Origin of the sequence: Paenibacillus sp. FSL H7-0942 (assembly GCF_045040715.1) — a bacterium.
GTDB classification, from domain to species: Bacteria; Bacillota; Bacilli; order Paenibacillales; family Paenibacillaceae; genus Paenibacillus; species Paenibacillus amylolyticus.
The window spans coordinates 5,676,179-5,702,077 of the sequence record NZ_CP150279.1 but is presented as its reverse complement, the minus strand read 5'-3'; the positions used below and the strand labels follow the sequence as shown (position 1 = coordinate 5,702,077).

At 45.5% G+C, this 25,899-nt stretch carries 15 protein-coding genes; 11 read left to right on the top strand and 4 right to left on the bottom strand.

The annotated features are described in order from the left end of the window. Positions 1-61: 61 nt before the first annotated feature. Positions 62-880, bottom strand: a complete 819-nt coding sequence (locus MHI48_RS25065) for a hypothetical protein (RefSeq protein ID WP_405142119.1) — start codon at positions 878-880, stop codon at positions 62-64. Between the two features lie 249 nt (positions 881-1,129). On the opposite strand from MHI48_RS25065, the gene MHI48_RS25060 reads away from it, so the two are divergent. The 3 genes from MHI48_RS25060 to MHI48_RS25050 all read left to right on the top strand — a co-directional run bounded on the left by MHI48_RS25060 (position 1,130) and on the right by MHI48_RS25050 (position 3,833). Next, positions 1,130-2,353 (top strand): RNA polymerase sigma factor, encoded by a 1,224-nt coding sequence (locus MHI48_RS25060; protein ID WP_405142117.1) that lies wholly within the window; start codon positions 1,130-1,132, stop codon positions 2,351-2,353. Positions 2,354-2,478: 125 nt separating this feature from the next. Beyond that, a complete protein-coding gene (locus MHI48_RS25055; protein WP_076329070.1) occupies positions 2,479-3,039 on the top strand; it encodes a GNAT family N-acetyltransferase in 561 nt (186 codons plus the stop codon). A gap of 128 nt (positions 3,040-3,167) precedes the next feature. Then, on the top strand, positions 3,168-3,833 hold the full coding sequence (locus MHI48_RS25050) for a cyanophycinase (protein ID WP_405142115.1): 666 nt from the start codon (positions 3,168-3,170) through the stop codon (positions 3,831-3,833). A gap of 440 nt (positions 3,834-4,273) precedes the next feature. Here the strand turns inward: MHI48_RS25050 and MHI48_RS25045 are convergent, their stop codons facing one another. After that, the gene (locus tag MHI48_RS25045; RefSeq protein WP_076328993.1) at positions 4,274-5,476 is read right to left on the bottom strand and encodes an RNA polymerase sigma factor; all 1,203 of its coding nucleotides are present in this window, start codon (positions 5,474-5,476) and stop codon (positions 4,274-4,276) included. A 619-nt stretch (positions 5,477-6,095) separates the two neighbouring features. Further along, positions 6,096-7,742 (bottom strand): RNA polymerase sigma factor, encoded by a 1,647-nt coding sequence (locus MHI48_RS25040; RefSeq protein WP_076328994.1) that lies wholly within the window; start codon positions 7,740-7,742, stop codon positions 6,096-6,098. A 665-nt stretch (positions 7,743-8,407) separates the two neighbouring features. On the opposite strand from MHI48_RS25040, the gene MHI48_RS25035 reads away from it, so the two are divergent. Then, entirely contained in the window at positions 8,408-10,000 is a 1,593-nt protein-coding gene (locus MHI48_RS25035) for a class I adenylate-forming enzyme family protein (RefSeq protein WP_076328995.1), read from the top strand. A gap of 127 nt (positions 10,001-10,127) precedes the next feature. Here MHI48_RS25035 and MHI48_RS25030 read toward each other — a convergent pair whose 3' ends face one another. Then, positions 10,128-12,944, bottom strand: a complete 2,817-nt coding sequence (locus MHI48_RS25030; RefSeq protein ID WP_405142112.1) for an endo-beta-N-acetylglucosaminidase — start codon at positions 12,942-12,944, stop codon at positions 10,128-10,130. 212 nt (positions 12,945-13,156) lie between these two features. Here MHI48_RS25030 and MHI48_RS25025 point away from each other — a divergent pair, with 212 nt between their 5' ends. The 7 genes from MHI48_RS25025 to MHI48_RS24995 all read left to right on the top strand — a co-directional run bounded on the left by MHI48_RS25025 (position 13,157) and on the right by MHI48_RS24995 (position 25,817). Continuing rightward, positions 13,157-14,986 (top strand): sensor histidine kinase, encoded by a 1,830-nt coding sequence (locus MHI48_RS25025; RefSeq protein WP_405142110.1) that lies wholly within the window; start codon positions 13,157-13,159, stop codon positions 14,984-14,986. A 1-nt stretch (position 14,987) separates the two neighbouring features. Next, complete coding sequence (locus MHI48_RS25020) at positions 14,988-16,502, top strand: response regulator (RefSeq protein ID WP_405142108.1); 1,515 nt, start codon at positions 14,988-14,990, stop codon at positions 16,500-16,502. A gap of 280 nt (positions 16,503-16,782) precedes the next feature. Continuing rightward, positions 16,783-18,255, top strand: coding sequence for an extracellular solute-binding protein (locus MHI48_RS25015; RefSeq protein WP_353883369.1), 1,473 nt, complete (start codon positions 16,783-16,785; stop codon positions 18,253-18,255). A 77-nt stretch (positions 18,256-18,332) separates the two neighbouring features. Beyond that, positions 18,333-19,262: a sugar ABC transporter permease gene (locus MHI48_RS25010; protein ID WP_036605780.1), complete on the top strand. Its 930-nt coding sequence runs from the start codon at positions 18,333-18,335 to the stop codon at positions 19,260-19,262. A 23-nt stretch (positions 19,263-19,285) separates the two neighbouring features. Continuing rightward, the gene (locus MHI48_RS25005) at positions 19,286-20,206 is read left to right on the top strand and encodes a carbohydrate ABC transporter permease (protein WP_340031188.1); all 921 of its coding nucleotides are present in this window, start codon (positions 19,286-19,288) and stop codon (positions 20,204-20,206) included. 36 nt (positions 20,207-20,242) lie between these two features. Next, a complete protein-coding gene (locus MHI48_RS25000; RefSeq protein ID WP_405144719.1) occupies positions 20,243-22,597 on the top strand; it encodes a glycoside hydrolase family 3 N-terminal domain-containing protein in 2,355 nt (784 codons plus the stop codon). A gap of 4 nt (positions 22,598-22,601) precedes the next feature. Next, positions 22,602-25,817 (top strand): alpha-mannosidase, encoded by a 3,216-nt coding sequence (locus MHI48_RS24995; RefSeq protein WP_405142105.1) that lies wholly within the window; start codon positions 22,602-22,604, stop codon positions 25,815-25,817. The last annotated feature ends 82 nt before the right edge of the window (positions 25,818-25,899 follow it).

The following is a 25,899-nucleotide window of genomic DNA, read 5'->3' as shown; positions in this document are numbered from 1 at the left end:
GCCTTTTTGCTATATAAGTTGAACTGAAGAAACGTATTTTACGTTTAATCCATTTTTTTTATTATTTTGTAGGATATTTATCTAATTTAAACCACTGCTGAAATTCTTTTTTTGTGATTTTTTTTACAGGCTTAACTTTTTTGCTTTCTGTATCGTATCTGAAAAGAATCCATTGATCTGAAGGATACTCACTAATATAATCAATACTTTTTCCGTTCTTATGCCATAATATTAGACCTGTACTAATATAGTTGGTTGCCCGAGGGAGATAAACAACACTGTCTTTCTTAGTGTCGTATATTGCTAATGTGCTTTTATCCGTACTTCCATAAGAAAATGCAATGCTGTTTTCTTTTGGTGACCAATTATATGATGAAATGGTTTCTACATTTTGTTTACCTGCTTTTTCAAGACGTTCGTTTATAATCGTGTACTTTCCTGTTTTAAGGTTCATGAGAATGAGGTTGCTGCCAGCACTTTTTTCTACTTGGATAGTAATCCATTCATTCGATGGAGATTCAGCAACACTAGTTATATCCAATAATTTAACTTCAAAATCTCCCGTTTGTAGGGTGTGCTTTTCTTTACCATGAGTAACTACAATGGTGTCAATGATGTTTTGCTCAAAATCAGCAGCAACATCTAGCTTTAAGGTGTTCGCGGTTATCGTGATGTCGTCGCCTCTCCAGACAATTTTGTTTGAGCCTTTTGTTTTTTCAAACTTAGATATACTCTGGTATGTCGAAGAGTTCACAGATGTTGAGTTAGCAACAATATGTGCTATTTTATCTGAAGTATGAAGTGAAGATGATGCAGTTGATAACGTGCCTAAGCTACCTAAAACAATGACGCTTGATAATAAAACATTGGTGTATTTCATTATTATCTCTCCTTCATTTTGGGAAGGCGGTTACATGATGTGATTCCCTCCAGAACTATTCCAATCTTTGCTTATCATTATAAATTTGTAAAGATATGAAATCATAGAGATGATATGAAGTGAGATTTCAAAAAGGGTGATTAGTCCTGTAAGTAACAAAGATTTGAATACATATTTATTTTATATTTATGTGGCCTTCTGACTCTCTCTGGTGTCTAATTCATTGTAAATCAAGAGGAGGTTCTTACCATGTCAGGAGCTCATGACACAAAACCTGTTTATCCGGATAAACAGGAAAGTATCACTAACTTTGAAAACACTTATGAGCTGTATCGTCAAAGAATTTGCAACTACTTTTCCCTGAAATTTAACCCGATGGTTGCAGATGATTTGACTCAACAGGTGTTTTTAAAAGCAGTCGAGAATCTTCACCGATTCCAAGGGAAATCAAATTTATTTACATGGATATTCAAGATTGCTCAGAATACAGTGAAAAACGAATATCGAAGATTATCGCGAAAAAAAGAAACGCCGTTTGATTTTACGGGATATGAATCACAGTCGATCTCCCTTGAATTTACGAAGTATGTTGATTTTCGAATTGATATCGGAGTTGCGCTGAAAAAGTTAAATGAAACCGACCAGGAAATCATTGCATTACGCTTTTTTGTGGACTGCACATTACTTGAAATTTCTAAGATTGTAGGGATGCGTGAGAGTGCAGTAAAGAACAGACTCTATAGAGCTTTGGAAAAACTTAAAAAGGAACTGAAAGAATGGGGAGGCGTTACGATCATGTCTATTCAAGATTTGATTTCAATTGTTAATCAGGGTGAAAACGAGGGATTGAACAATACGCCTAATAAAGTACACCATGATTTGTTCAATGAACTGAGTGATCATATTGAACGAATCTCGTTAAAGTACAATTATCATCCATCGCGAAAAGTAACGATTGAAGTATATCCTGATATGCCATCGTTTCACCAAGCGGTCGGAGAAGCAGATGCTCCGAATTGGTTCATGGGTACCTATGAAGGGAGTATTCTTAAAATTGTATCTCCATTAAATCCAGGACCGGAGCATACCTATCAATCGATTCTTAAAGGTACGGTTCACTTGTTCACCATGTGGCTAATAAGTGAAATCAATCCGAAGGCTCCGAAATGGATAAGGCAAGGAATTGGTGGTTATGAAGCCAAGCTGATGACTCAGGACTTTATTGAAGGTACAACAGAAGAGGCTATTCACAATTTAGAGATCCCAACGTTCGAACAATTAGATAATGATACCTGGGATTTCGAAACGATGAAGGGTTTTCAGTTTTCGTTCCTATTTGTGGAGTTTGTTGTTCAACGATATGGAATAGACCATTTAAACAAATTGATCCGTGACCCCCAGGATTTTAATGGTATCTTTCAATGTTCCGAGAAGGAATTACATCAGAAGATGGTAGAGTTTATAAGTAAGTAACCCATACAAAAATGTATGTTGCCCGGGGGAAGAACTGGGCTTTTTTTAACGTGGTTATAGATATGTTAAATGTACTATCAATTAATTGGATTATTTTGTATAATGCATATAAAAAGAGGTTGTCTATGAATCCTATCATGATTGATTTTCCAGATGAGTTTTTTACAGAGCGTCTACTGATTAGAATGCCTAAACCAGGTGATGGAAAGGAAGTATGTGAAGCTGTAAATGCTTCTATAGAAGAGTTGAAGCCTTGGATGAAATGGGCTCAGGAAAAGCATACGGAGTATAATTCAGAACTTGGGATAAGAGAAGCACATATTAAATTCCTAAGTAGAGAAAATCTAAGGCTACTTGTATTTTTGAAGGATACCGGGCAATTAATAGCCTCTTCTAGCTTACACAGCATTGATTGGGAAGTTCGAAAGTTTGAAATTGGGTATTGGATTGATACTAGGTATAGTGGGAAAGGTTATATGACTGAAGCTGTACAAGGTATCACTGATTTTGCTTTTAATCATTTGAATGTAAATCGAATAGAAATACGCTGTGATACTAAAAACACTAAAAGCAAGATGATCCCCGAAAGATTGAAGTTTGACATGGAAGGTGTTATTAGGAATGAAGACCTGTCTGTTGATGGAAGTGAATTAAGAGACACGAACATATATGCATTAGTAAAGTAAGAATCGTTTAGTGATGCGATTGTTTAAGCCGACGAGCAGGTTAACGTGGAACCATATTTCATACACTTTATTTCAAATATGTTTTCGTTATGGATGAATGTAAATAATACATATGGAGGTAATTAAGTTTGAAAACTCACTACTATTTCAGTTGGTTTAATCATTTTTTTCCTGCGAAGCTGGTCCATTGTTTACAGGAGGATATACAAGACAGAAAATCGCTTGTTATGATTAGTGCTAATCCGTCTGGTTATAAAGATGAGCAAGTTAACTTTGATGATGTTTCTGAATGGACATGGTTGAATCAGGCTAATATTATTTTTGATGAATATCATTTCATTGATTACCGTATGCAGAAAGAAGATGCTCAGCGATTCATTCAGAACGCTTCTGTCATTTTTTTATGTGGTGGATATCCTGTCTTGCAGAACGATTTTTTGTTGGATTATGAATTATCGGATGTTATTAAGAATAGCAATGCCATTATAATGGGTGCCAGCGCCGGTGCGTTAAACATGGCTGCAAAATGGTTAAGCTTGAATAACACTGATGAAGTTGAAACAAGTACTATTTATAATGGTATTGGTTTTGATCATTTTGCCTACGAATCTCATTCTCAACGCGACTACGCCACGTTTGTTCAAGGCTACCTGTCCCCCTTGTCTGAAGCGATTGATGTTTATGCGGCAGAACAGGAGAGCGCTATACGTGTAAAGGACGGCAAAATAGAAATAATGGGACCTGTATATTTAATTTCCCACTCAAAGATTCAGAAGTTGGTTGAGACGCTCTAATTAGGGTGAGTGGCTGTGACCTTACATAAGTAATTCCTTTTGATGTATAAAATCATGGCTAATAGGCGAATTATCTCAGGTCTCCTTTTTATAATTGGAATACTGTTTGTAAACAGATGCAATCTTAATATTCCTAGGGCCTATAGTCGGCAGGGTTTCAAAGTGATCATCTGCTGTTTTCAACTAGCGGACGGACAATAGGAGCGTTGCAGAAATGCTGAAGCTCCTTTTTTGTATACCTTTACAGAAAGTAGAGAACAGGAAAATTATATTAGGATGATGAGCACCTCATTAAGCTAACGGGCAGGATAGTTTAATGATTGGGGCTATAGGGCTGTACTAGATAGAACATGTATAGTGTACTGTTGAGCTACGGGAGACCATAACAAAACCACCTTTTCGAAGGTGGTTTTGTTATGGTCAAATACTAGTATCAAAATTTAACATAGCCTAGATTTTAAATATTGCACCCACATCCCGTGCAGCTCAGCTTCCGATACTTGAAATGCGCCTTGAAAATCAGTGGCATCGCGTATGAATTTGTTGAGCGCATCTAAACTGTATGAATGGATGAGATATTCTACGAGCAAGTGCGAGAATGCATATCCCCCTATCTTCTCGAAATCCCAGGTATCATTAGTTAATGCTTGAAAGCTAGGGACAGCGTTATTTTGAATCGATTCGGAAGTTCTATACTGGATATATTCTTGTGACGTTTGTTTGGCTTCATGCCCGCCGAGACCGTGTGTAAGCCATTTCGGTGCCAACGGATTAATATCCTTCACTAACCACATCGTAAACAAGCTTAGAGTGTGCCTTAGTACCGATTGATACGTATGTTCAGGGCCTGGGTTGAGTGGGGATACGATTTTAATTTTATTGTCTTCATAGGTTCCCATAAACCAATTGGGCGCATCCGGATAGATCTCAATAGCGATTTTCTGAGAAGGTCGATGACGATAGGTTATAATAATTCGATCTACATTGCTTTTCAACTCTTCAAATAAGTCATGGTATACCTTGTTCATACCATCATTCTTGGAGGGAGCCTCGTTTTTATCCACAATTGATATCAATTCTTTAATAGACATGATTGTAATGTCACCCCATTCTTTTAATTCTTTTTTTAGTTTGTTTAAGGCACGATAGAGTCTGTTCTTGACTGCGCTTTGAGGCATCCCGATGATTTTGGATATTTCCAATAAAGTGCAATCGACGAAAAAACGCAATGATATGATTTGTTGATCTAATTCATTCAATCGGGCTAATGCAACACTAATATCAAGACGAATATCGACATCTCTAGCAATATCGAGGGATATCGATTGGGACTGAAAATCGATTACTTCGTGCAATATTTCTTTATTTCGTGATTTCGTGCGATACTCGTTTTTCACAATATTTTGAGCGATTTTGAATAGCCAAGTAAATATACTGGAGTTATACTTAAACAAATGAAAGTTTTCCATTGCTTTTAAAAAAGCTTGTTGCGTTAAGTCATCGGCAGTTGCCGAATTTGTCTTTACTGCAATATAATTTCGAATTCTATCTCGATATTGATTATAAATGGCTTCGAAATGCTGGATGTGCTCCTGATCCTCCGGAAGAACAGGGATTTTCTTTTTGTCTTGAGCTCGTGACACCAGTAATACCTCCTCCTGAACTTACAATTCATTAGACACCGAAGGGAGGTAAAAAGCCACATCGTTTTAAAATAATTTTACACGACGCCACTCCACTTTTTTTAAACCCCGAAAAAGCAAAGCGTAAAGGCAATTCGGCTATGTGGTATTAAGTGAGGATTACCAATGGAGAAAGAGATGCAGGAGCTAAAAAACGTATTGGCTTTCTGGGAAAGCAAGTTCAGCTCACCTTGATTGGAATCTTTCAATTTATACCCCCCCCCAACGATTTGAACTAACGGGAAACGTTAGCTCAATAACAACAAGAAAGTAGCTGATCATTGTGATTGGCTGCGATCTGCTGAGTATGTGGAACATCTGGCCTCTCACGGTTGATTGCGGACAAGAAAGATAAAAATCGTAAGGTAAAGGAGAAGTCTGGCAGATATGATTGCTATTAAAAACTACCCATGACGCATATGCGTCATGGGTAGTTTTTAATCATTTCCATACGTTCAGGAGGGGGGCCGTGTTAAATAGCGATGTCCTAATCACTTCGTTGGACAGGACAGACAAAGTTTTGTGTAAAAATGGCCACCGTCCGGGAACGACTATTCTTCGTATACATTTCCGAACCGACTTACTTGACCGGCCCCATCCAGGTTGAAATCGTCTTCTGCTGGTGCGGCAACGGCGGTTTTAACTTCCCGTTATCGATCAAATGCTTCAAAATATAAGCGACAAGCCGGCCTCCGCCGGTGTTGCCTCTCACCATGTAAGCAAGCTGCGGCTCCAAATGCTTCGGCTGATTTTGCAGGAACAGCTTGAGCATTTTATCGTAGAGCTTGCCGACAGCAGGCGCATACAGAGCGGACAAATCCGGCATTGCCTTGTTCAACCGATCCAACGTTTGCGGAGAGTCGATCCAGACCGCATTGAACTTGTACCCCTCCTCCGTCTTGCGGATGTACCCCTTCTCCAGCAGGAACGAATATTGCTCGCTGTTCTCTTCGTTGTCGGGCAGTTCTCCTTGTTGGAACGCATGACAAATCTCGACATTCCGGTATTCCAGGGAACGCCAATCCACCTGGCGGTCGCTCCAGTACGTATTGAATTGCCACAAGTATAAGGGGCTGTCTTCGACGTAGCGGAGCGACGGACCGAAGGTGATGTAACTACTCAAATCAAAACCCGGATCGGCATTGCTGCTCGTGTTCAACGCCGCATAGGCAATATACTGACCTCCGTCCTTTCGCATTGGTGCGACCGCATCGAAGTTGTCGCCCGCCGGCATGCTCCGCCAAGATTGCTCCTCGACGTTCTTGGGCAGCAAGGTCCAGAGCAGGAAGTTATAGTCGCCGTCCGGAACGTACACTCCGCTATCCTCGACTTGCCGGCGAACTTCCATTAACGCGTCGAAATGAACATCGGCCACTTCGGCGGCGCAATCTTGCCAGAATTGATGACCAGCTACGGCTAACTCGAAGAGGTCCCAGACGATGGTATTGCTTTGATATTTGCCGGGAGAGGTTTGGATGAGAAAATTGTAATCGGCCAGGTGCCCGACTTCGCCTTCCAGCAAAGACGGCGGCATTCCGAGCTCCTCCGCGATTTGATGTACGGTACGCGCCTTATGATAAGCCGCGTAAACGATATTTTGCGCCAAGGCGCGTCCAAGAAAATCGTTGGTTTCGCCCAGGCTACCGGCCGAACCGGAATGGCCCATTTCTCCCATGCTGATCGGATTGACACTTAAAGTTCCTGTTGCACGCATACGTTTCATCCCTTTCCGTAACTTCTTTTTGGCCTCGCTCAAATGCCACTTCACCGTGTTGACAGGAATGTTCAGAGCAATCGCGATATCGCCGATTTTAAGCTCGTCGTAGTAATGCATGACCACGATCCTGCGATGGATGTCGGACAGAAACGCGACTTCTCGGCGCAGCTCGCGGTAAGCTTCGGTTACCAGCAACCGGTCAAGCGGCTCTCGGGAAGGGGCGGCCGACAGTTCGGACATGCCGTTGATTTCGATCGCTTGGGGAGCGTGCGCACGCTTTTTCAACCAATTCACCCAAGTGTATCGGGCAACCGTCCAGACGTAAGCGTCAAGGCTTCTAATGTCCCGCACCCCGGAGAAGGATTTTAACAACTGCAACATAATCTCCTGAGCCAGATCCTCCGCCTCGGCCCGCTGCTTGACCCGGTTTAACGCAAAACCGAAAATCGGTTTGACATAGCTCCGAATTGCTTCCGCCGCTTCTTTTCCGTTTTTACCAATTGAATCCATCTTTTGCCTCCATAGTTGCATCTGTAATTCCTGACAATTATATAGTGTGCCAGACGAAATAAAGGTTGGGATTATTTTTTAGAAAATTTGGACGTTCTACCGGGTGACTCATACACGTATAATTACAAACATCAACATCATGAGTAGGTCATTTAAATGGTTAAAGAGACGTTATGAATTTTTTGTTAAACGAGATGAAGATTACTTTAGATGTAAAGGTCTCACTTTTAGTATATAAAGATACTTCTTTTCCGTTCAACTATGGGAGGATACAAACTAGGAGCACGAGCCGAAGTTCTTCTTCGGGTACTTGGGGTACTCCTTCGTTCCGTAGTTAACAGGAGTGGTCTCGATTAATTATTCAAATGCATAATTGAGGTTCATTAAACTAACGAGAAACGTTAGTTTAATGCTCAAAGAATCGACGTAATCAACTGCGGTTTACAACTAACGGATTTAAAAAGGAGCCCAATTTTGGCTACCTAATTAAGCTAGCAAGTAGGTTAACGGCAAGGATCGTCTGTGAGCAGAACTGTAATATCAGGAGAATTTATGGTTTTAATAGAGGATAATGATTACTTATTATTCCATTTATATGCTACTCTCTTTTTATTCCATAGTTTTCTTAACGGATAAATGGAAATTTAAATGTTGGGGGTAATTGCTTGCTTCTATCCGAACGATTGCCAATTGCAGCAAGTCTGTACCCTGAGGAACCTGCGTTAATGCGACATGGGCAAACGATGAGTTATGGGGAGCTTTACGGTCTAGTTGAAAGACTCAGTCATACCCTGTATGTTGAAGGACTCCGAGCCGGTGATCGCTTTGCCCTTTTAGGTGATCCAGATCCCCAGCTCGTTGTTGCGTTTTATGCAGCAGTTGGGATCGGCGCTATACCACTCGTTCCTTCTCCTATGCTAACAGTGCCTGAACTCGCTGCGATATTTCAGGATGCAGAACCACATATGGTTATTCATGATGACCAACATGCTAAAGTAGCTATTGCCACGGTAAAGCTTCTTGGGTATTGTCCAAAACTGTTTACGATAGACGAAGAAGGGACGAATAACAGTTCGCTCGCTGCTCTTTTACAGCAGGAACCCGCGTTCTCTCCAAAAGACCATTTCAAACGAAGTGTAGACGATACGGCAGTCCTGATTTATACGGGTGGGACAACTGGTCGGCCAAAAGGAGTAATGCATTCGCATCGTGGTATGGCTGCTTGGAATCAACTTACGCCTTCTGCAGGCTTCGGTCATGATCTCGGGCGTCGTGTGTTAGTGCTCAACTTATCCCATTTGGTGGGTCAGTTCCAGCTGTGGGCGACCATGGCTGCTGGAGGCTGTCTTGTATTCCTAGACGAATACCCGGCGGATGTACACCGCATTATGGAAGCTATTGAACGTGATCAGATTACACAACTCAGCACAGTAGGCCAACTGCTTCGTGATCTTACCCGCGAGGCATCCGTAGGAGGTAGAAACTTGAAGAGTCTATCGCTTATTGGCTGCGGAGGGTCCATTATTTCCCCGGATACACTACAGGAGGTCGTATCGCAATTTCCTGAAGTTATCATTGTGAACAACTACTCACAAGCGGAATGTGGAATGTCCATAAGCCGCCTTTTTCCTGCTCAGCATATGGGCGATCCTCATCGCCTTCGATCCGTAGGTCGTCCTGCTGACTTGGCTGCCCAAGGTGAGCAGGCCTTCGAAGTTCGGATAATAGATACGGACGGAAGTGAGACAGTTACGGGCGAGGCTGGAGAAATCGTTGTTCGGGGTGCACAGACCATGCTGGGGTATTGGCTCCAGTTGGAGGCTACTGCCGAGACCATGTCCGATGGCTGGATTCGAACTGGGGATGTCGGTTGTCTGGATGTCGAAGGTTATCTTTATGTGTTTGATCGCTTGAAGGATATGGTTATTGTGGGCGGTTCCAATGTGTTTTGCGCCGAAGTGGAGCATGTTATGGTGAGACATGAGTCGGTAAGCGAGGCGGCTATAATCGGACATCCTCTTCCTGACGAAGGCGAGGAACTCGTCGCTTTCATCGTGTTACGGGACGGTGAAAGTATGGATCTGACGCGGGTGCGGGCGTTTTGTGAGCCACACCTTGCTCCGTACAAATGGCCGACTCAACTGTTCATTGTGGATACTTTGCCCAGAACAGCCGTGGATAAAATAGACAAAAAGCAGTTGCGCAAGCATCTATCCTTAATTTCATCCGAAGGACTATGCAACGGGAATGCTGTTTAATAGCTGTTGGGTTGAATATTTATTGTTAGATCAACAAAAACAGCCCTTCAACTTCCTTTTGGAAGTGAAGGGCTGTACGTTTTTATCTCAACTGGTATGCAGGCGGGCACGAAAATACCTCGTAGTGTTACCTCAAAATCGTAGCGGCCTGATTGCCCGCATAATCCTCAATAACCAGCTTCAATGAGCTGTTGCTGGACGCTGGCGTGAAGGTCAGTTCACTCAGCTTTGTTCTTCCCCGAATGATATACGGGAATTTCTGCGAAACGTAAGTGACTCCGAACTCGCGTGGCACCCCATTTTCATAAATATAAACCTTGTACCAATCCTCCAGATCCGGGAGGGCAAGCGTATACTTTCCATCTTTTACCGTGACCTTTTCCTTGGCGTATGGTGTAATCTGAAGATCTGCGAGCTGTCCGGTATGGGTTACCGGGTTCTGCCCGCCAATGGCGATGTTCAGCACGTAATGCTCACCGTTGGTCGGAAGTCCGGTCAGGACGGCAGATTGTTTTCCTTTTTTGACCTGAAGCGACTTGGTGAAGGGCTCTTTTGTGTATTCTGTTTCTAGTGTGAGCTGAATTGACTCGTTACCTTTGTCTTTATTTTTATCCTTGTCTTTACCGGTATTCTTATCTTTATCTTTGCCCGTATCTTTCGTTTTTTTCGGGTTTTTCCAGCTTACAATAGCATCGCCATTCTTTTTGAATTTCACATCAATATTCTGAACGGCTGCATTCAGATCGTAAGGCAGGACGGTTGCTTCACTTTCGGTACCGTCTGCACCAACCGCACGTATAGACAGTTCACCAGATGGCTGTTTTAGCGATTTGATATAAAAAGTGGAATCATACACGCCGCCTACATAGGCGCCATTTTCATATAAATTGTATTGTTTGACCTCAGAATAGTCTTTCATGTCCCATGCGACAACCAGTTCGTCGGTATTGGTCAGTGCTTTGGCAATATGGAATCCGGTCGGTGCATCCGGTACAGCCGCTGAACCGTCGGACATACGGATCTCGCCTATATTCATCTGGTAATTCTCAATCTCCTTGCCATTCGGGTCGAAGGATAATCCCATAGCGGCAATGGTTTTGCCATGATATGCACTCAAATCCAGCGAAGTTGTCTTCCAACCTGTAGTATGCTGGCCTGACTGAGGCACTTCCACATTGACCACGTTGAATGGATCATCTTCGAAGATCAACCCAACATGCAGGGAGGAAGCGTCACTAGTCGACGGTTTGTTATACGTCAGTTCCAGTTTCGATTGTCCGTTGACGGACAGGTCGGTCTTGTACAGGCGCAGGAAGTTCTCCGCGTTCAGTGTGCCGTTCACCACGAGAGAGCTGCCGCCATTAAACGCGCCAATGGAGTCATATGTGTACCTTGCGCCTTTCTCGTAAGATGGACCGTAGTCAAAATCAACACTGAGCTTGTCACCGTTACTATCCATCCACCATTGCCAAGTGACAGGGATATCCTGAATGTTGATATTAGACCATTCTTTATCGTTCGAGACAGCGCCGTCTTCATAATATTTCAGACCGTGACCCGTATTGAAGCTGGTCGCAAAATTGGAGCCGTTGATAACGGAGCGTTCGGTCAGATACGCAGCGATTCCATCCCAATTTACACCGGAAGCATACACATCCGACAGATCGGCGGACGCATTACGACGTGCATCTGTCGGGTCTTGATTTGGGCCAGACCACCACGCACGATCGCGTACAAAGGTCATCCACTGGTACTCATCTTCAGCTCGGTGATTGGTGCTGCCATCGCCCATCTCTTCATCCAGAGCGTTGTGGGTGAAGTCGGCACCCAATGTCGCGATGCTGTTCATGGGTTGACCGTTCTCATCCAGATTATGGCGCAGGTCATAGGATTGCTTCCAGCGGCCGAATTTGTCATGTCCACCTTCGACACCAGCAAATACGGTTTCCAGTGGATCCAGTCCCAGGCTAAGGGCATGATCACGGGAATCGCGGAGCATCTTTTGGTTCCACACATAGTTCAGGAAGATGGAATCCGAGACTCTGCCGAGAACGGAATCTTGTACAAAGGGGCTGTTGAGCCCATTGAATTGGTTCTGGTATTGAATCTTGCCCGTTGTATTAATGGTGGAATCATACCACTGAACGTACAGGCCTTCATCTCTTAGATATTTCATGAATTTCTTGTAGGAAGCGATATCCTCAGGGGCTACACCCCGGGCAACCTCTTCCTGATTGAAGAAATATCCATCGTAGTTGTAGTATTCTGCCATCTCGGCCAATTTCTCGGCCACAGGGAAGTTACCGTTTTCATCCTGGATCAGCATTTGTTTGTACGTCTGTGGTCCACGGTCATTGTCCGAGAAAAAGATGTTGGCAATGGACTTAACGCCATTTTTGTGGGCTGCATTGGTGTAGGCCGGATTCGGAATGTTCAAAATGCCAAACTCGAAGTATTTCTCTGTCCACTCTTTACTCGGATCATACAGTTCCTCAGGTACGCCCGCAGAAGCCATGCCGTGCCAATAGCTGTAGTAGTCTGTATATTGCCAATAATTGAAGAGGTACTGGCTGAATTCATTGGTATAAGGTGTGCTATCGAAGAATGCATTGCCGTAATCACCACTCATTGTGAATAGCTGGGTGTCCGGGCTAAGCTCAGGATAAGCCTGTGTGGCAGCAAACGCTTCATTACGGGGCTGCAAGGGAACATGGGCACGAAGTAAATCGCCATGGATATCACTTTCCGGTGTCCAGTTCAGAATCTGGGCCGAGGTGTACCCGTGTTGATAGGGCTGATTCACCCCTTTGGCACTTTCACCGGTGTAGGGGAGCGTGTCTCCGGCATAAATGGATGATGCAACAACTTGTCCAAGCAGAGCCGTAGTCAGGACCATGGCAGTGACCTTGGAAATGAGGCCTTTTGGTTTGAGTTTGCGTGTCATGCTGTTCCTCCTTCAAGTGGAATGAATGTAAGGTATTCTTTTACACAAAGCTAAACTTATGGTTAACGATAGTGTATGAAAGCGTTTTTAAATAGGGTGAAATTAAAGAAACACAGATATAAACTAAAGAAAAGTTGCAGGTGACAAGTTAATGTCAGAAGCCTGATGGTATAATTCAAGTCAGGAAAACAGCATCGGAGGGAACATGCGAATTGAAAATTGTTAGCGTTTACAATAATTTCTTCAAAAATAATATGTTTATGAAAATGCTCCTGATTTTCTCGATGATATCGATTGTCACGATCATTACATTGTCTTATATCATCTTCCTGTCGGTGTCCGACTCCACGATTCGCCGGGAACTGGCGATCCAGAAAGCGGCGATGGAACATGTGGACCGGTACATTCATCAGCAGTATGAATCGGTACAAAACATGGTGAGGGACATGCATCAGAATGAGGCGCTGTCCGCTAACATTACGTACCTGATGAATCATTCGTACGCTGAATATGTTCAGCACATGACCAATGGATATTACGCCAATCAGGATGACTATTCGGCCGATGTATTGAAACATTTTCAAAATATTATGGATCGCAATTCGCAGATTAATCAACTCATGTTGTATAGTGCCGAACAGCAGGATCTGTCTACCTTTAATCAACACAAGCAGTTCCGCAAGCTGGACGCCAATGTAGCTCATTCCTATATTCCGGACGTGATGGCGATGGAAACGCCCAATATCAGTGCACCCAACTACTGGATTCGCAAAGAGATTAATCAATGGGACGCTGCGCTCTACTCCATCCGCGTACCAATTAACAATACACAGACTCTTCGGAATTTGGGCCAATTTCTTGTCTTCTTTGACTCAGAAGGAATCGGTAATGCGCTGGATAACTACGAGAGTAATCTCAAGGGAGACATCGTGGTGTTATCGGCGAAAGGGACAGTGTTATTTGACTCCAACAATCATTATTACGGGAAGAAGTATCCCTACGTGAATGTGGCCGATTCCCTGTTTGATCAGACGGATATGGATTCAATGAAAAAGGAGCAGAGCATGTACGTGAACAAGTTTGTCTCCGCGGATCAGGGTTATGTGGTCATTGGCACCGTTCCGGTAGAAGAGATGGCTGAAACCTATGCGGGGATTCGCAATACCATCATCTCGATCAGTATCGTATGTATTTTGTTTGCCGTGCTGGTTCCGGCATTTTTCATTATTAACTTTGCCAAACGAACCCGTCGAATTATTCGCTTCACCCAAAAAGTGAAATATGGCAACTTAACGGCTCGCATCGACGATCCGCGAGATGATGAACTGGGGCAGATCTCACATAGCTTCAACGACATGCTGGATGAGCTGAATCTGTATATTGAACGGGTCTACAAGGCCGAGATCAAACAGAAGGAGACCGAGCTGGTCGCATTACAGGCGCGCATCAACCCTCATTTTCTCTACAATACGCTTGAAGTGATTCGGATGAGGGCGATATCCCAGGGGGCGAGAGATGTCGGCGAGATGATCTATAGTCTATCCGTATTGTTCAAGAGCCTGGTACAGCAAAAGAAAAATTATACGCTGAAGGATGAGATGGAAGCTTGCCGTTTGTATCTGGAGTTATTCCGAATCCGCTACAAGGATATTTTCATATATACGATCCAGATCGATGCTGCATATTATCAACACCCTGTGGTCAAACTTTCGCTGCAACCTATCATTGAGAATTATGTTGTACACGGCATTCAGACAGAACGTTCGGATAACCGATTATCCATTGTTGTGGAAGAGACAGATGATGTGGTGCAAGTGGAAGTCAAAGATAATGGCAAAGGCATTGATCCGGCACGCCTGACGGAAATCCTTGAAGAACTGGAACGTCCTGAAGAGTCTGGTCAGATGTTCGGGCTGCGCAGTGTCCATAGTCGATTGCGCTTCCTGTATGGGCCAGAGTTCGGTATCACCATAGAGAGCACCCTCGGAGAAGGAACACGAATCAGGGTGCGTTATCCACATACAGAAGGGACAGGTGTGTAATATGTACAAGGTGTTTATTGTGGACGATGAGCCATTCATCATTGAAGGTTTATACGATATTGTGGATTGGTCTTCATTTGGTATGGAAATTGTGAGCCATGCAGGTAATGGGCAAGCAGCGTTACAGGCGCTCTCTTCTCAGCCTGTGGACATTCTGATTACGGATATATCCATGCCACTCATGAATGGTCTTGACCTGATTCGGGAAGCAAGGCGAGTACAACCTGAGATTAAGGTCATTATCCTCAGTGGTTTCAATGAGTTCGAATATCTGAAGGAAGGCATGCAGCTGGGAATCGAAAATTATTTGCTTAAACCGATTAATGTGGAGGAATTGGAATCCACGCTGAGCAACACCGCGTCCAAGCTGGATCATATGGTATCACCTCAAGCCAATGATGCGTATGGCATCCAGATTCTGAAAGATAACATTCTTCATCGATGGCTTACGGGACAGATTGCAGCTACTGAATTTGAAGAACGTGCCCAGTTCATGAACCTTTCGCTGGATGCACCGGACGTTGCTGTGGCCATTCTGCGTGACAAAGGACAAGTACCCGGCATGTTTGAACGTGTAGAAGAGATGCTTAGAGACAGACGCCATCTGAACGTATTTCATGATATCGATGGAGACATCGTCATTATTGCCAATATTCAGGGTACGAGTGACGAGGAACAGAAGTTGATGGATGGCTTGCAGGCATTATCTGATGAGATAACCGTAACCCATCCGGCGGCACGCATTGGAGCAGGCAGATTGATGAAAGGGTTATACCATGCGCCGACCAGTTATGCCGAGGCCAAAAAAGCACTCCAGTATGTGATGATTTATCCCGACCTTAAAGTCATCGACCATGCCATGCTGGAAAGGTGCGGAAATTCAACGGCGACCTTTTTCATTGAATGGAGGGAGTATGCCAAACTCATTCTATCCCGCAATACAGAACAACTTGCCGACCGGATTCGCATGGATTTTGAACAGCATCGCGATGGGCTTACACCTGGGGAGTTACAGAATACCGCATTGGAAGTTGTGATTCGCTTCAAAATGGAACTGGAGAGCATCAAACACTCGGATGAGTCTGCCATATACCAACAAGGGCTTCAACTTGTACTGGACAGTGGTACTTTTGATGAACTCGTGCGGGCGCTTCAGCAGGTTGGGGCGCAGACGATCCAATCCCTATTGCAGGATCTGAAAAATCCAATTGTAAACCAGGTGCTTCAGCATATCGACAAACACTACGCAGAAGAACTTTCCCTTAAGCTGCTGGGTGCCCACTATCATCTGCATCCGGTGTATTTGGGACAATTGTTCCATAAGGAGACCGGGGAGACGTTTGCCGAATATATCAACAAATACCGGATTGAACGTGCGAAGGAGCAACTACGCAATTCCAATCTGAAGGTACATGAGATCGCCCGAAATGTGGGGTATTGGGAGACAGGGTATTTCTATAAACAGTTCCGCAAATATGTGGGGATTTCACCGACTGATTTCAAGGTGTTTGGTTAATTCGGTGACGAGAGATCCAACCATGGGGACAGAGAGCCAAGAGACATATCGGGAACAGGAATGGCATGGTAGAAAATCATGGCATACGTTACCCGGCATGTCTCTTTCATGTAAGCGATTTATTTAAATAGGTACAAAAAAGTTGCCCAAGGACGATTTCTCTTTAATTTGTACCTCGAAAACTTAAGTTTATCTTCTTTTTGTAAATGCTTTCATTCGATAAGGTTAAAGCAGTTAGTAAGTAGAGCCTAAGGGAACACGAAAAGGGAGGATCAAAGAAATGAGTAAACAAAGAAAACGCTTCTCACTCGTTCTTGCATTGTTAATGGCCGTTACACTTGTTCTTAGTGCCTGTGGAGGAAGCAAAGACGCTTCAGAATCCGGGGGAGCTGGAGATGACGCGGTAGAGTTGATCTGGTATACCATCGGTACCCCTCAGAAAGACGTCAACAAAGTGATGGAAGAAGTCAGCAAGTATACCAAAGAGAAAATTAATGCCACGGTAACGATGAAGATGGTTGACTGGGGTGATTACCCGCAGAAGATGCAGGTTAACGTAGCATCCGGTGAGCCAATGGACATTCTGTTCACTTCTTCTGGTGGATTCGATTATGTACAAAATGCTAGAAAAGGTGCATTCCTTGAACTGGATGACCTGCTTACTGAATACGGTCAGGATCTTACCAAGACCATTGATCCTGCATTCCTCAGCGGTTCCAAGGTAGATGGACACAATTACGGAATTCCAGCCAACAAAGAGTTGCCACAACAAGAGGTATGGCGCTTTAACCAAATGCTGGTTGATAAATACAAGTTGGACATCTCTGGCGTTCGTACGTTAGACAGTCTGGAGCCTCTGCTCAAAACAATTAAGGAAAACGAGGCGAGTGTAACACCATTTGCCATGGATAAAAACTATGTTCCTTACGTGCCTTATGACTATGTCATTCAGAATCTGCCAATGGCAATCAAGCTGGATACAACAGACTATAAGCTTGTAAACATACTGGAAACACCTGAAATGAAAGAAGCACTTACTACGATGCACAAATACTACAAGGCTGGTTATGTATCGGCAGAAGCGGCAACAACAGGTTCCACGAACGACCTGACAACATCGGGCAACTGGTTCCTGGATCGTGCACAGACTCAGCCGCTCGCGGACAATCAATGGTCTGCAAGTTACGGTTATCAAGTCGTTTCAACACCTGCAAGTGAAGCAATTATAACGAATACATCTGTACAAGGTTCCATCATGGCCATCTCGGCCAACTCGGAATATCCGGAGAAAGCGATGGAATTCCTGAACCTGCTCAATACAGATCCTGTGCTGCGTAATATGGTGGACTCCGGTATTGAGGGCACACACTACAAAAAAGTGGATGACACACATATGGAAAATCTGCCTGAATCGAAAAACTACGATATGCCTTCATACTCCCTTGGGAACAACATGCTGCTCTATCTGAACAGCAATGACCCGGATAACAAATGGGATGAGTTCAAGAAGTTTAACGCTGAAGGTGTCAATTCCCCGATCCTCAGCTTTAACTTTGATGCAAGCAATGTATCGTCCGAACTGACGGCGGTACAGAACGTGAAAGAGCAATATTGGGCAGCACTGATGACAGGTACACTGGACCCGGCAGCCAATCTGGATCAAGTGATTGAGAAGTTCAATCAAGCCGGACTGGAGAAAGTAATGGCTGAAGCCCAAAGCCAGCTGGATGCCTGGAGAGCGGAAAACAAGTAACAGTACATCGTAAGGATCGGGCGGCTGCTTATCGCGTCCGGTCCTTTTTCATTCAAGCCTGAAGGAGGATCTCCACAATGACTACATTTTTGAAAAACCTGATTAGAAACCGAGTCATGTTGCTCATGGTGCTACCAGGCGCCATCTGGTTCTTCTTCTTCTCCTACTTGCCACTCGTGGGTACAGTGGCTGCTTTCAAAGAATATCGATTCAGCCGTGAAGGGTTCTGGGCAAGTCTGATGAAGAGTGAATGGGTTGGCTGGGACAATTTCAAATTCCTGTTCAGCACAAGTGACGCATGGCTCATTACACGCAACACCCTCTTTTATAACATCGCCATTATCTTCCTGGGACTGGTGTTTGCTGTGGCATTGGCAATCCTGCTCTCGGAACTAGTCAATAAACGACTCGCCAAACTGTACCAAACCGGCATGTTTCTGCCGTATTTTCTCTCCTGGGTTATTGTTGGTTACTTCGCATTCAGCTTCTTGAGCATGGACCGCGGGATGTTGAATCAGATTATCGGCTGGTTTGGGATGGAACCAATTCAGTGGTACTCTGAGGCGAAATATTGGCCGTATATTCTGGTATTCGTAGCGTTATGGAAAACCATCGGTTATAGCAGCGTTGTCTATCTAGCTTCCATACTGGGGATTGATAAATCACTGTATGAAGCAGCCATGATTGATGGAGCAAGCAAATGGCAGCAGATTCGCAATATTACGATTCCGTTGCTGTCGCCCATCATCACGATTATGACCTTGCTGGCCGTAGGCCGCATTTTCTATGCCGACTTTGGACTCTTCTATCAGGTGCCAAGGGATTCGGGTACGCTTTATTCCGTGACCAATGTTATTGATACGTATGTATATCGAGGTTTGAAAACTAGTGGTGAGATCGGCATGAGTACAGCAGCGGGATTGTATCAATCCGTGGTGGGCTTTGTGCTTGTTATTATCTCCAACTATGTTGTTCGCAAAGTAGATAAAGACAGCAGCCTATTCTAGGACAGGGAAAGGAGTGAACCACTATGGCTCAAGCAAGGCTCGTTAAAAAACGCGACTTCCACCACGTATCCAACGGATGGAACGTGATCATGAACATCATCGCCGGTCTATTTGCTCTGATCTGTGTATTTCCTTTTATATTTGTAGTTATCATCTCGTTTACAGACGAGAAAGCACTGGCCCGTGATGGGTATCGTCTGATTCCGGCAGAATGGAGTCTCGCGGCATATCAGTTTGTCTGGCAGAGTGGGGACACGCTGCTGCGGGCGTATGGAGTTACCATCCTGGTGACGGTACTTGGTACCATCATCAGTCTGATTCTCATGTCGCTGTATGCGTATGCGGTTTCCCGCAAGAGCTTCAGATATCGGAGATTTTTCTCCATCTTTGCAATTCTTACCATGCTGTTCAACGGCGGGATGATTCCAACCTATATGGTCGTATCCCAGCTGCTCGGGTTGAAAGATACGTTATGGGCACTGATTCTGCCGCTGGCGATGAATGCCTTCTATATTATGATCCTGCGTACATTCTACTCCACCAGTGTACCGGATGCAGTCATTGAATCGGCGAAGATTGATGGCGCCGGTGAGTTCTATACCTTTATGAAAATCGTGGTTCCACTCTCCTTGCCGGGACTGGCAACCATCGGGTTGTTCAGTACACTCGGTTACTGGAATGATTGGTTCAATGCGCTGTTATACATCGATAATCCGAATCTGGTACCACTGCAATCTATGTTAATGCGGATTGAGTCGAGTATTCAATTTATCCAGCAGAACTCTGCTAACAGTTCGATGAGTCTGGCAGCCATGCAGTCCATTCCGCAGGATACGTCCCGAATGGCGATGGTTGTGCTTGCTACGTTACCGATTATATTCGCTTATCCGTTCTTCCAGCGTTATTTCGTACAGGGTCTGACGGTAGGCGCGGTCAAAGAATAACCGGATCACGTTATAGGATTGGAGAGATGCAGATTGATGACTTATAAGGACCAAAGCAAATCCGTAGAGGAACGGGTACAACACCTGCTTAGCCTGATGACTACGGAAGAAAAGGTAGGTCAACTTACGCAGCCATTTGGCTGGCAGACCTATACGAATGATCAAGGGAACATCACGTTAAACGAATCCTTTAAACAGCAAGTGGAAAATGGGGGCGTCGGCTCCCTCTATGGTGCACTTCGCGCAGATCCGTGGACGGGCGTTACGCTGGAAAATGGACTATCCGCCAGAGAAGGCGCTGAGGCGGTCAATCTGATTCAACGTTATGCAATAGAACATTCCAGACTGGGGATTCCCATTCTGATCGGGGAAGAGTGCTCGCATGGTCATATGGCTATTGACGGAACGGTCTATCCTGTCCCTCTTTTACTGGGGAGCACCTGGAATGTGGATCTGTATCGGGAGATGTGCCGGGCAGTAGCACGGGAGACACGTGCTCAAGGTGGTGCGGTCACCTATTCTCCGGTACTGGATGTTGTGCGTGATCCGCGCTGGGGACGTACGGAGGAATGTTTCGGTGAAGATCCGTTTCTCATTGGAGAGCTGGCAGTTGCTTCCGTAGAAGGGCTTCAGGGTGAAAGTCTTGACCGTGGAGATACAGTAGCGGCAACGCTGAAACATTTTGTTGGTTATGGCAGCTCAGAAGGCGGACGTAATGCAGGGCCTGTACATATGGGCTGGCGCGAGCTACTGGAAGTGGATCTCTATCCATTCCGCAAAGCGGTGGAAGCGGGCGCTGCGTCGATCATGCCAGCATATAACGAAATTGATGGCGCGCCTTGCACCGTGAATACGGAATTGCTGGAAGATGTTTTGCGTAAGGATTGGGGCTTTGACGGTCTGGTCATTACGGATTGTGGTGCGATCAACATGCTGGCAAGTGGGCATGATGTCGCGGCAGATGGAATGGAAGCTTCCGTACAGGCGATTGAGGCAGGCATCGATATGGAAATGTCCGGTGAGATGTTTGGGCAATATCTGGTGCAGGCGGTGGCAGAAGGCAAGCTTGATATGCAGGTTCTGGATCAGGCTACCTCTCGCGTGCTGGCGTTGAAGTTCAGACTGGGCTTATTCGAACAGCCTTATGTGGATGCCGATCGGGCAGCAGAAGTAATTGGAAGTGAAGCGCATATTCAACTGGCACGCCAGTTGGCTGCGGAAGGGGTTGTACTTCTCAAAAATGAGGCTGACACGTTACCTCTCTCGTTAGCAAATGTGGGCCGGATTGCCGTGATCGGCCCAAATGCGGATCAGGCCTACAATCAACTGGGTGATTACACATCTCCGCAACCGAAGTCGAAAGTGGCGACGGTACTGGATGGGATTCGCAGTAAGCTGGCTAATCATGTGGATGGGCAAACGGAGAAGAGTTCTGTTGGTGCTTTGACTGGTGACAGCAGTACAGATCAGGTTCTTTATGCACCAGGCTGCCGGATCAAAGGTGATTCGAAAGAAGGATTCGAGCGTGCGATCGAAGTTGCCAGTCAAGCGGATACGGTCATTATGGTGGTTGGCGGCTCCAGTGCACGTGACTTTGGAGAAGGAACAATTGATCTGAAGACGGGGGCTTCCAATGTGTCGGATAACTCCTGGAATGATATGGAGTGTGGCGAAGGGATCGACCGGATGACGTTGGGTCTTGCCGGAGTACAGTTGGAACTTATTCAGGAGATTCACAAGCTCGGCAAGAAGCTTGTCGTTGTTTACATTAATGGTCGTCCCATCACTGAACCTTGGGTGGATGAACATGCCGATGCAATTCTGGAGGCGTGGTATCCGGGTCAAGAGGGCGGTCGTGCCATTGCAGATATTTTATTCGGTGATGTGAATCCGTCAGGCAAATTGACGATCTCCATTCCGAAGCATGTCGGCCAATTACCGATCTATTATAACGGCAAACGTTCCCGAGGCAAACGTTACCTCGAAGAGGATCTGGAGCCACGTTATGCATTTGGATACGGACTTAGCTATACCACATATGAGTACAGTGAACCGCAGCTGAGTGCTGCATCTATGACAACTGATGATTCAGTTACGGTATCGGTGAACGTGACCAACACCGGCCGTTATGCAGGTGCAGAAGTTGTACAGATGTACATCTCTGACGTGGTCAGCTCACTAACTCGTCCGGCCAAGGAACTGAAGGGGTTTGCAAAAGTGAACCTGGAGCCGGGAGAGACACAGACCGTGGAATTCCACATCGGGGCCGAGCAGCTGCAGTATATTGGTCGTGATTTGAAGCCTGTCGTTGAACCGGGACAATTCCATATTCATATCGGCAGCAGCGTAAACGATACGCAAATGGCCGAACTGACCGTAAGGGAGGCGTAAGACGTTGGAACGTATCAGACGATTTATTCGCGAGTTGTCCGAACATCAGTGGCTGGAGAAATTACAGCTGCGCAGCTGGGACATTACCCGCGCTTATTATCATGTGCCAGGACAGTATGAGGATCAGGGTGAGTACCCCGAAGGGCAAGATTTTGAGCGTTTTCCGAGCAAACAGGGAACGACTTATTTTTTCAGAACACGTTTGGAGATTCCTGCTACATGGCAGCAAACACCTTATGGGCTTGTATTTGAGACAGGCGGAGAAGGCTTGCTTCGGGTAAATGGGAACTCTTATCAGGGCCTTGACCGCAATCATACCTACGTCACGCTTGATCCATCCAAAGTCGGAAACGCTCCAGAACTGGAGATCGAGATGTTTGATCCGGTACCTGAACCTGTAGACCCGTTGAATCAACAGGCGGTTATTCAGCCGCCAATCACATCAATTACGAGCCTGCTGGTAAGGCCAAATGAAGCGGTTCGCAGTCTCATGTATACGGTCATCATTGTACGTGATTCGGCTGTGTTGCTACCGGAAAGTGACTTTCGGCGGGTTCGCCTGTTAGAACTGGTGTATCGTGCGATGGATCAATTTGTAGGCATGTCAGCAGAAGAGATTGAGCAGGGAGAGGGTATTCGTCAGATTGAGAATAATCTGAAGCATCATGTGCGTGAGATTGGCGGAAACGCGGAAGGTCTGGAGCATATGGTGGGACAGTCCCATATTGATATTGCCTGGCTGTGGCCTGTACGTGAGACGGTACGCAAAACGAGCCGTACTTTCTCCACCGTGGATGCACTCATGAATGAATATCCGGACTATGTTTATTCCCAGAGCCAGCCCTTACTATATGCGTTTCTGAAGGAGCATGATCCCGAGCTTTACGCGCGGGTGAAGCAGCGGATTGTAGAAGGCCGCTGGGAACTGGTTGGCGGCATGTGGGTTGAGCCGGATCTGAACATCCCGAGCGGGGAGTCCCTGATTCGCCAGATGTTATATGGTCAGCGTTTCTATATGGAGGAGTTTGGCAAGACATCACAGATTGAATGGTTGCCGGATACGTTTGGGTATTGTGCCTCCCTGCCACAGATTTTGAAGCATGGCAATGTGGAATATTTCATGACAACAAAGCTCGGATGGAACGACACAAATGTGTTTCCATACGATCTCTTCCACTGGGTGGGCATTGACGGCACACCGATCCTGTCCTACCTCAATCATGGTGTTAACGAGCATACGTTGCCGAAGGACATTCATGATCACTGGCAGTCCTACCGTGAGAAAGCGGCTCATCCGGAGCATATGCTTCTATACGGACACGGAGATGGCGGCGGTGGCGTAACACGCGAGATGCTGGAGTATGTGGATCGCGCAGACCTGATGGTTGGACAGCCTGCGAGCCGATATAGTACAGCTGGAGCTTTCTTTGCCGGAATTGAAAAGGAGCAACCTGTACTTCCGAAGTGGCATGGCGATCTGTATCTGGAGTTACATCGGGGAACCTACACGACCCATGCGCGCAATAAGCGCAACAACCGGAAAGCGGAGGTTCTGTATCGAGAAGCTGAGCTGTGGAATACACTCGCTCTGCCAGATATGGAGGCAGATGCAGAAGCTGAAGTGCGTTCGAATCTGCATGAAGGCTGGAAGCTGATTTTGCTGAATCAATTCCACGATATTATACCGGGATCGGCGATTACGGAGTCCTACGTCACTTCGAATGAGGAATATGTACAGGTATTTGAATTAGGCAGAACCGGACTGGATCAAGGCATTGCTGCATTGACAACGGGTATCAACACAGAGGGACCGGAAGGTTCATTAGCCTATGTTGTATTCAACAGCCTGGGCTGGAAACGGAGTGCAGTCGTTCAACTTCCTGTGCAGGATGGCTTGGATCGCTACGGCATCGATGAAAAAGGCCAGCGCTTGCGGATGGATCGGGAGGATGGCAGCATGTCTATTCTCGTGACAGACATTCCGGCGTTTGGATATAAGACGATTTGGCTGGTACCGGAAAATACAAGGGAAACGAATGTACGGGAAATGAAGAACCTTGCCGCACAAACAACCTTTAATGATACATGGGATACTGCCTTTTATCATGTGCAGTTCAATGAACGTGGGGAGATCACCCGCCTGTGGGATAAAAATGCAGAGCGTGAGATGCTGAAGCCGGGTGAACGAGGCAATCAACTTCACTTCTTCCACGATCGTCCAACGCTTTGGGATGCATGGGATATCGACAGTCGTTATGAAGAACAGATTGCTGGCGAAGTGGAACTTTTGGAGAAAAAGCTGGTGCTTGCGGGTTCAACGAAAGATGTCCTGCGCTTCCGCTGGAAGCTACATCAATCGGAAATCACACAAGATATCGTCTTTTATCATGACTCACGGCGAATTGACTTCCAAACACAGGTGAACTGGAACGAAAATCACAAACTTCTGAAAGTTGGTTTCCCGATTGATGTGGTGACCTCCAAGGCAACATTTGAAATTCCATTTGGCTCACTGGAACGTCCAACACATCGCAACACAAGCTGGGAACAAGCGCAGTATGAAGTCTGTGGACATCGCTTTGCAGATGTATCCGAATATGGATACGGCGTGAGCCTCCTCAATGACTGCAAGTACGGGTACGACGTGCAGGGAAGCACCATTCGTTTGTCCTTGCTGCGAGCACCCAAATGGCCTGATCGCACAGCCGATCTGGGAGAACATGAATTCACCTATTCCCTCTACCCTCACGACGGAGACTGGCGAACTGCACACACCGTACGTCAGGCTGCCGAGCTGAATCATGAGGTGGTTGTGCAACAAGTAGAACAAGTACAACAGTCGCAGCAAGTGCAACAGATGGAGCAGGTACAACAGAGGCATCAAGTACACCAAAGTCTAGGAGCTGGAGTCGATCCAACCGCAGATGCAACTACTCATGCGGCACCTGTACGTCCAGCAACAGGCTCCTGGATTAACTTTAATAGTAATCACGTCATTCTCGATACGGTCAAATTGGCAGAGGATGGACAAGGCACCGTACTTCGTTTCTATGAATCATCAGGCAAACGCGAAAACATCACATTGCAATGGCCACATGCCTTTGAACAGGCGTATCACTCCAACGCACTGGAAGAACCGGTCCAACCACTGGCCCATACCAATGGCCAGATTACATTATCTTTTAAACCTTACCAAATACAAACCGTGCTACTGCGGTAAACCTTTTTGAAATATTTCGAGCTATATATGTCCAGCTCTTTATTCACACGTTAACGGAGAGGACAGAAATAACCAGAAGAAG

Bases quoted from the DNA above. Each gene is read 5' to 3' on its own strand.
- MHI48_RS25065 (WP_405142119.1), bottom strand. From the start codon at position 880: ATGAAATACACCAATGTTTTATTATCAAGCGTCATTGTTTTAGGTAGC.
- MHI48_RS25060 (WP_405142117.1), top strand. From the start codon at position 1,130: ATGTCAGGAGCTCATGACACAAAACCTGTTTATCCGGATAAACAGGAA.
- MHI48_RS25055 (WP_076329070.1), top strand. From the start codon at position 2,479: ATGAATCCTATCATGATTGATTTTCCAGATGAGTTTTTTACAGAGCGT.
- MHI48_RS25040 (WP_076328994.1), bottom strand. From the start codon at position 7,742: ATGGATTCAATTGGTAAAAACGGAAAAGAAGCGGCGGAAGCAATTCGG.
- MHI48_RS25030 (WP_405142112.1), bottom strand. From the start codon at position 12,944: ATGACACGCAAACTCAAACCAAAAGGCCTCATTTCCAAGGTCACTGCC.
- MHI48_RS25020 (WP_405142108.1), top strand. From the start codon at position 14,988: ATGTACAAGGTGTTTATTGTGGACGATGAGCCATTCATCATTGAAGGT.
- MHI48_RS25015 (WP_353883369.1), top strand. From the start codon at position 16,783: ATGAGTAAACAAAGAAAACGCTTCTCACTCGTTCTTGCATTGTTAATG.
- MHI48_RS25010 (WP_036605780.1), top strand. From the start codon at position 18,333: ATGACTACATTTTTGAAAAACCTGATTAGAAACCGAGTCATGTTGCTC.
- MHI48_RS25005 (WP_340031188.1), top strand. From the start codon at position 19,286: ATGGCTCAAGCAAGGCTCGTTAAAAAACGCGACTTCCACCACGTATCC.
- MHI48_RS25000 (WP_405144719.1), top strand. From the start codon at position 20,243: ATGACTTATAAGGACCAAAGCAAATCCGTAGAGGAACGGGTACAACAC.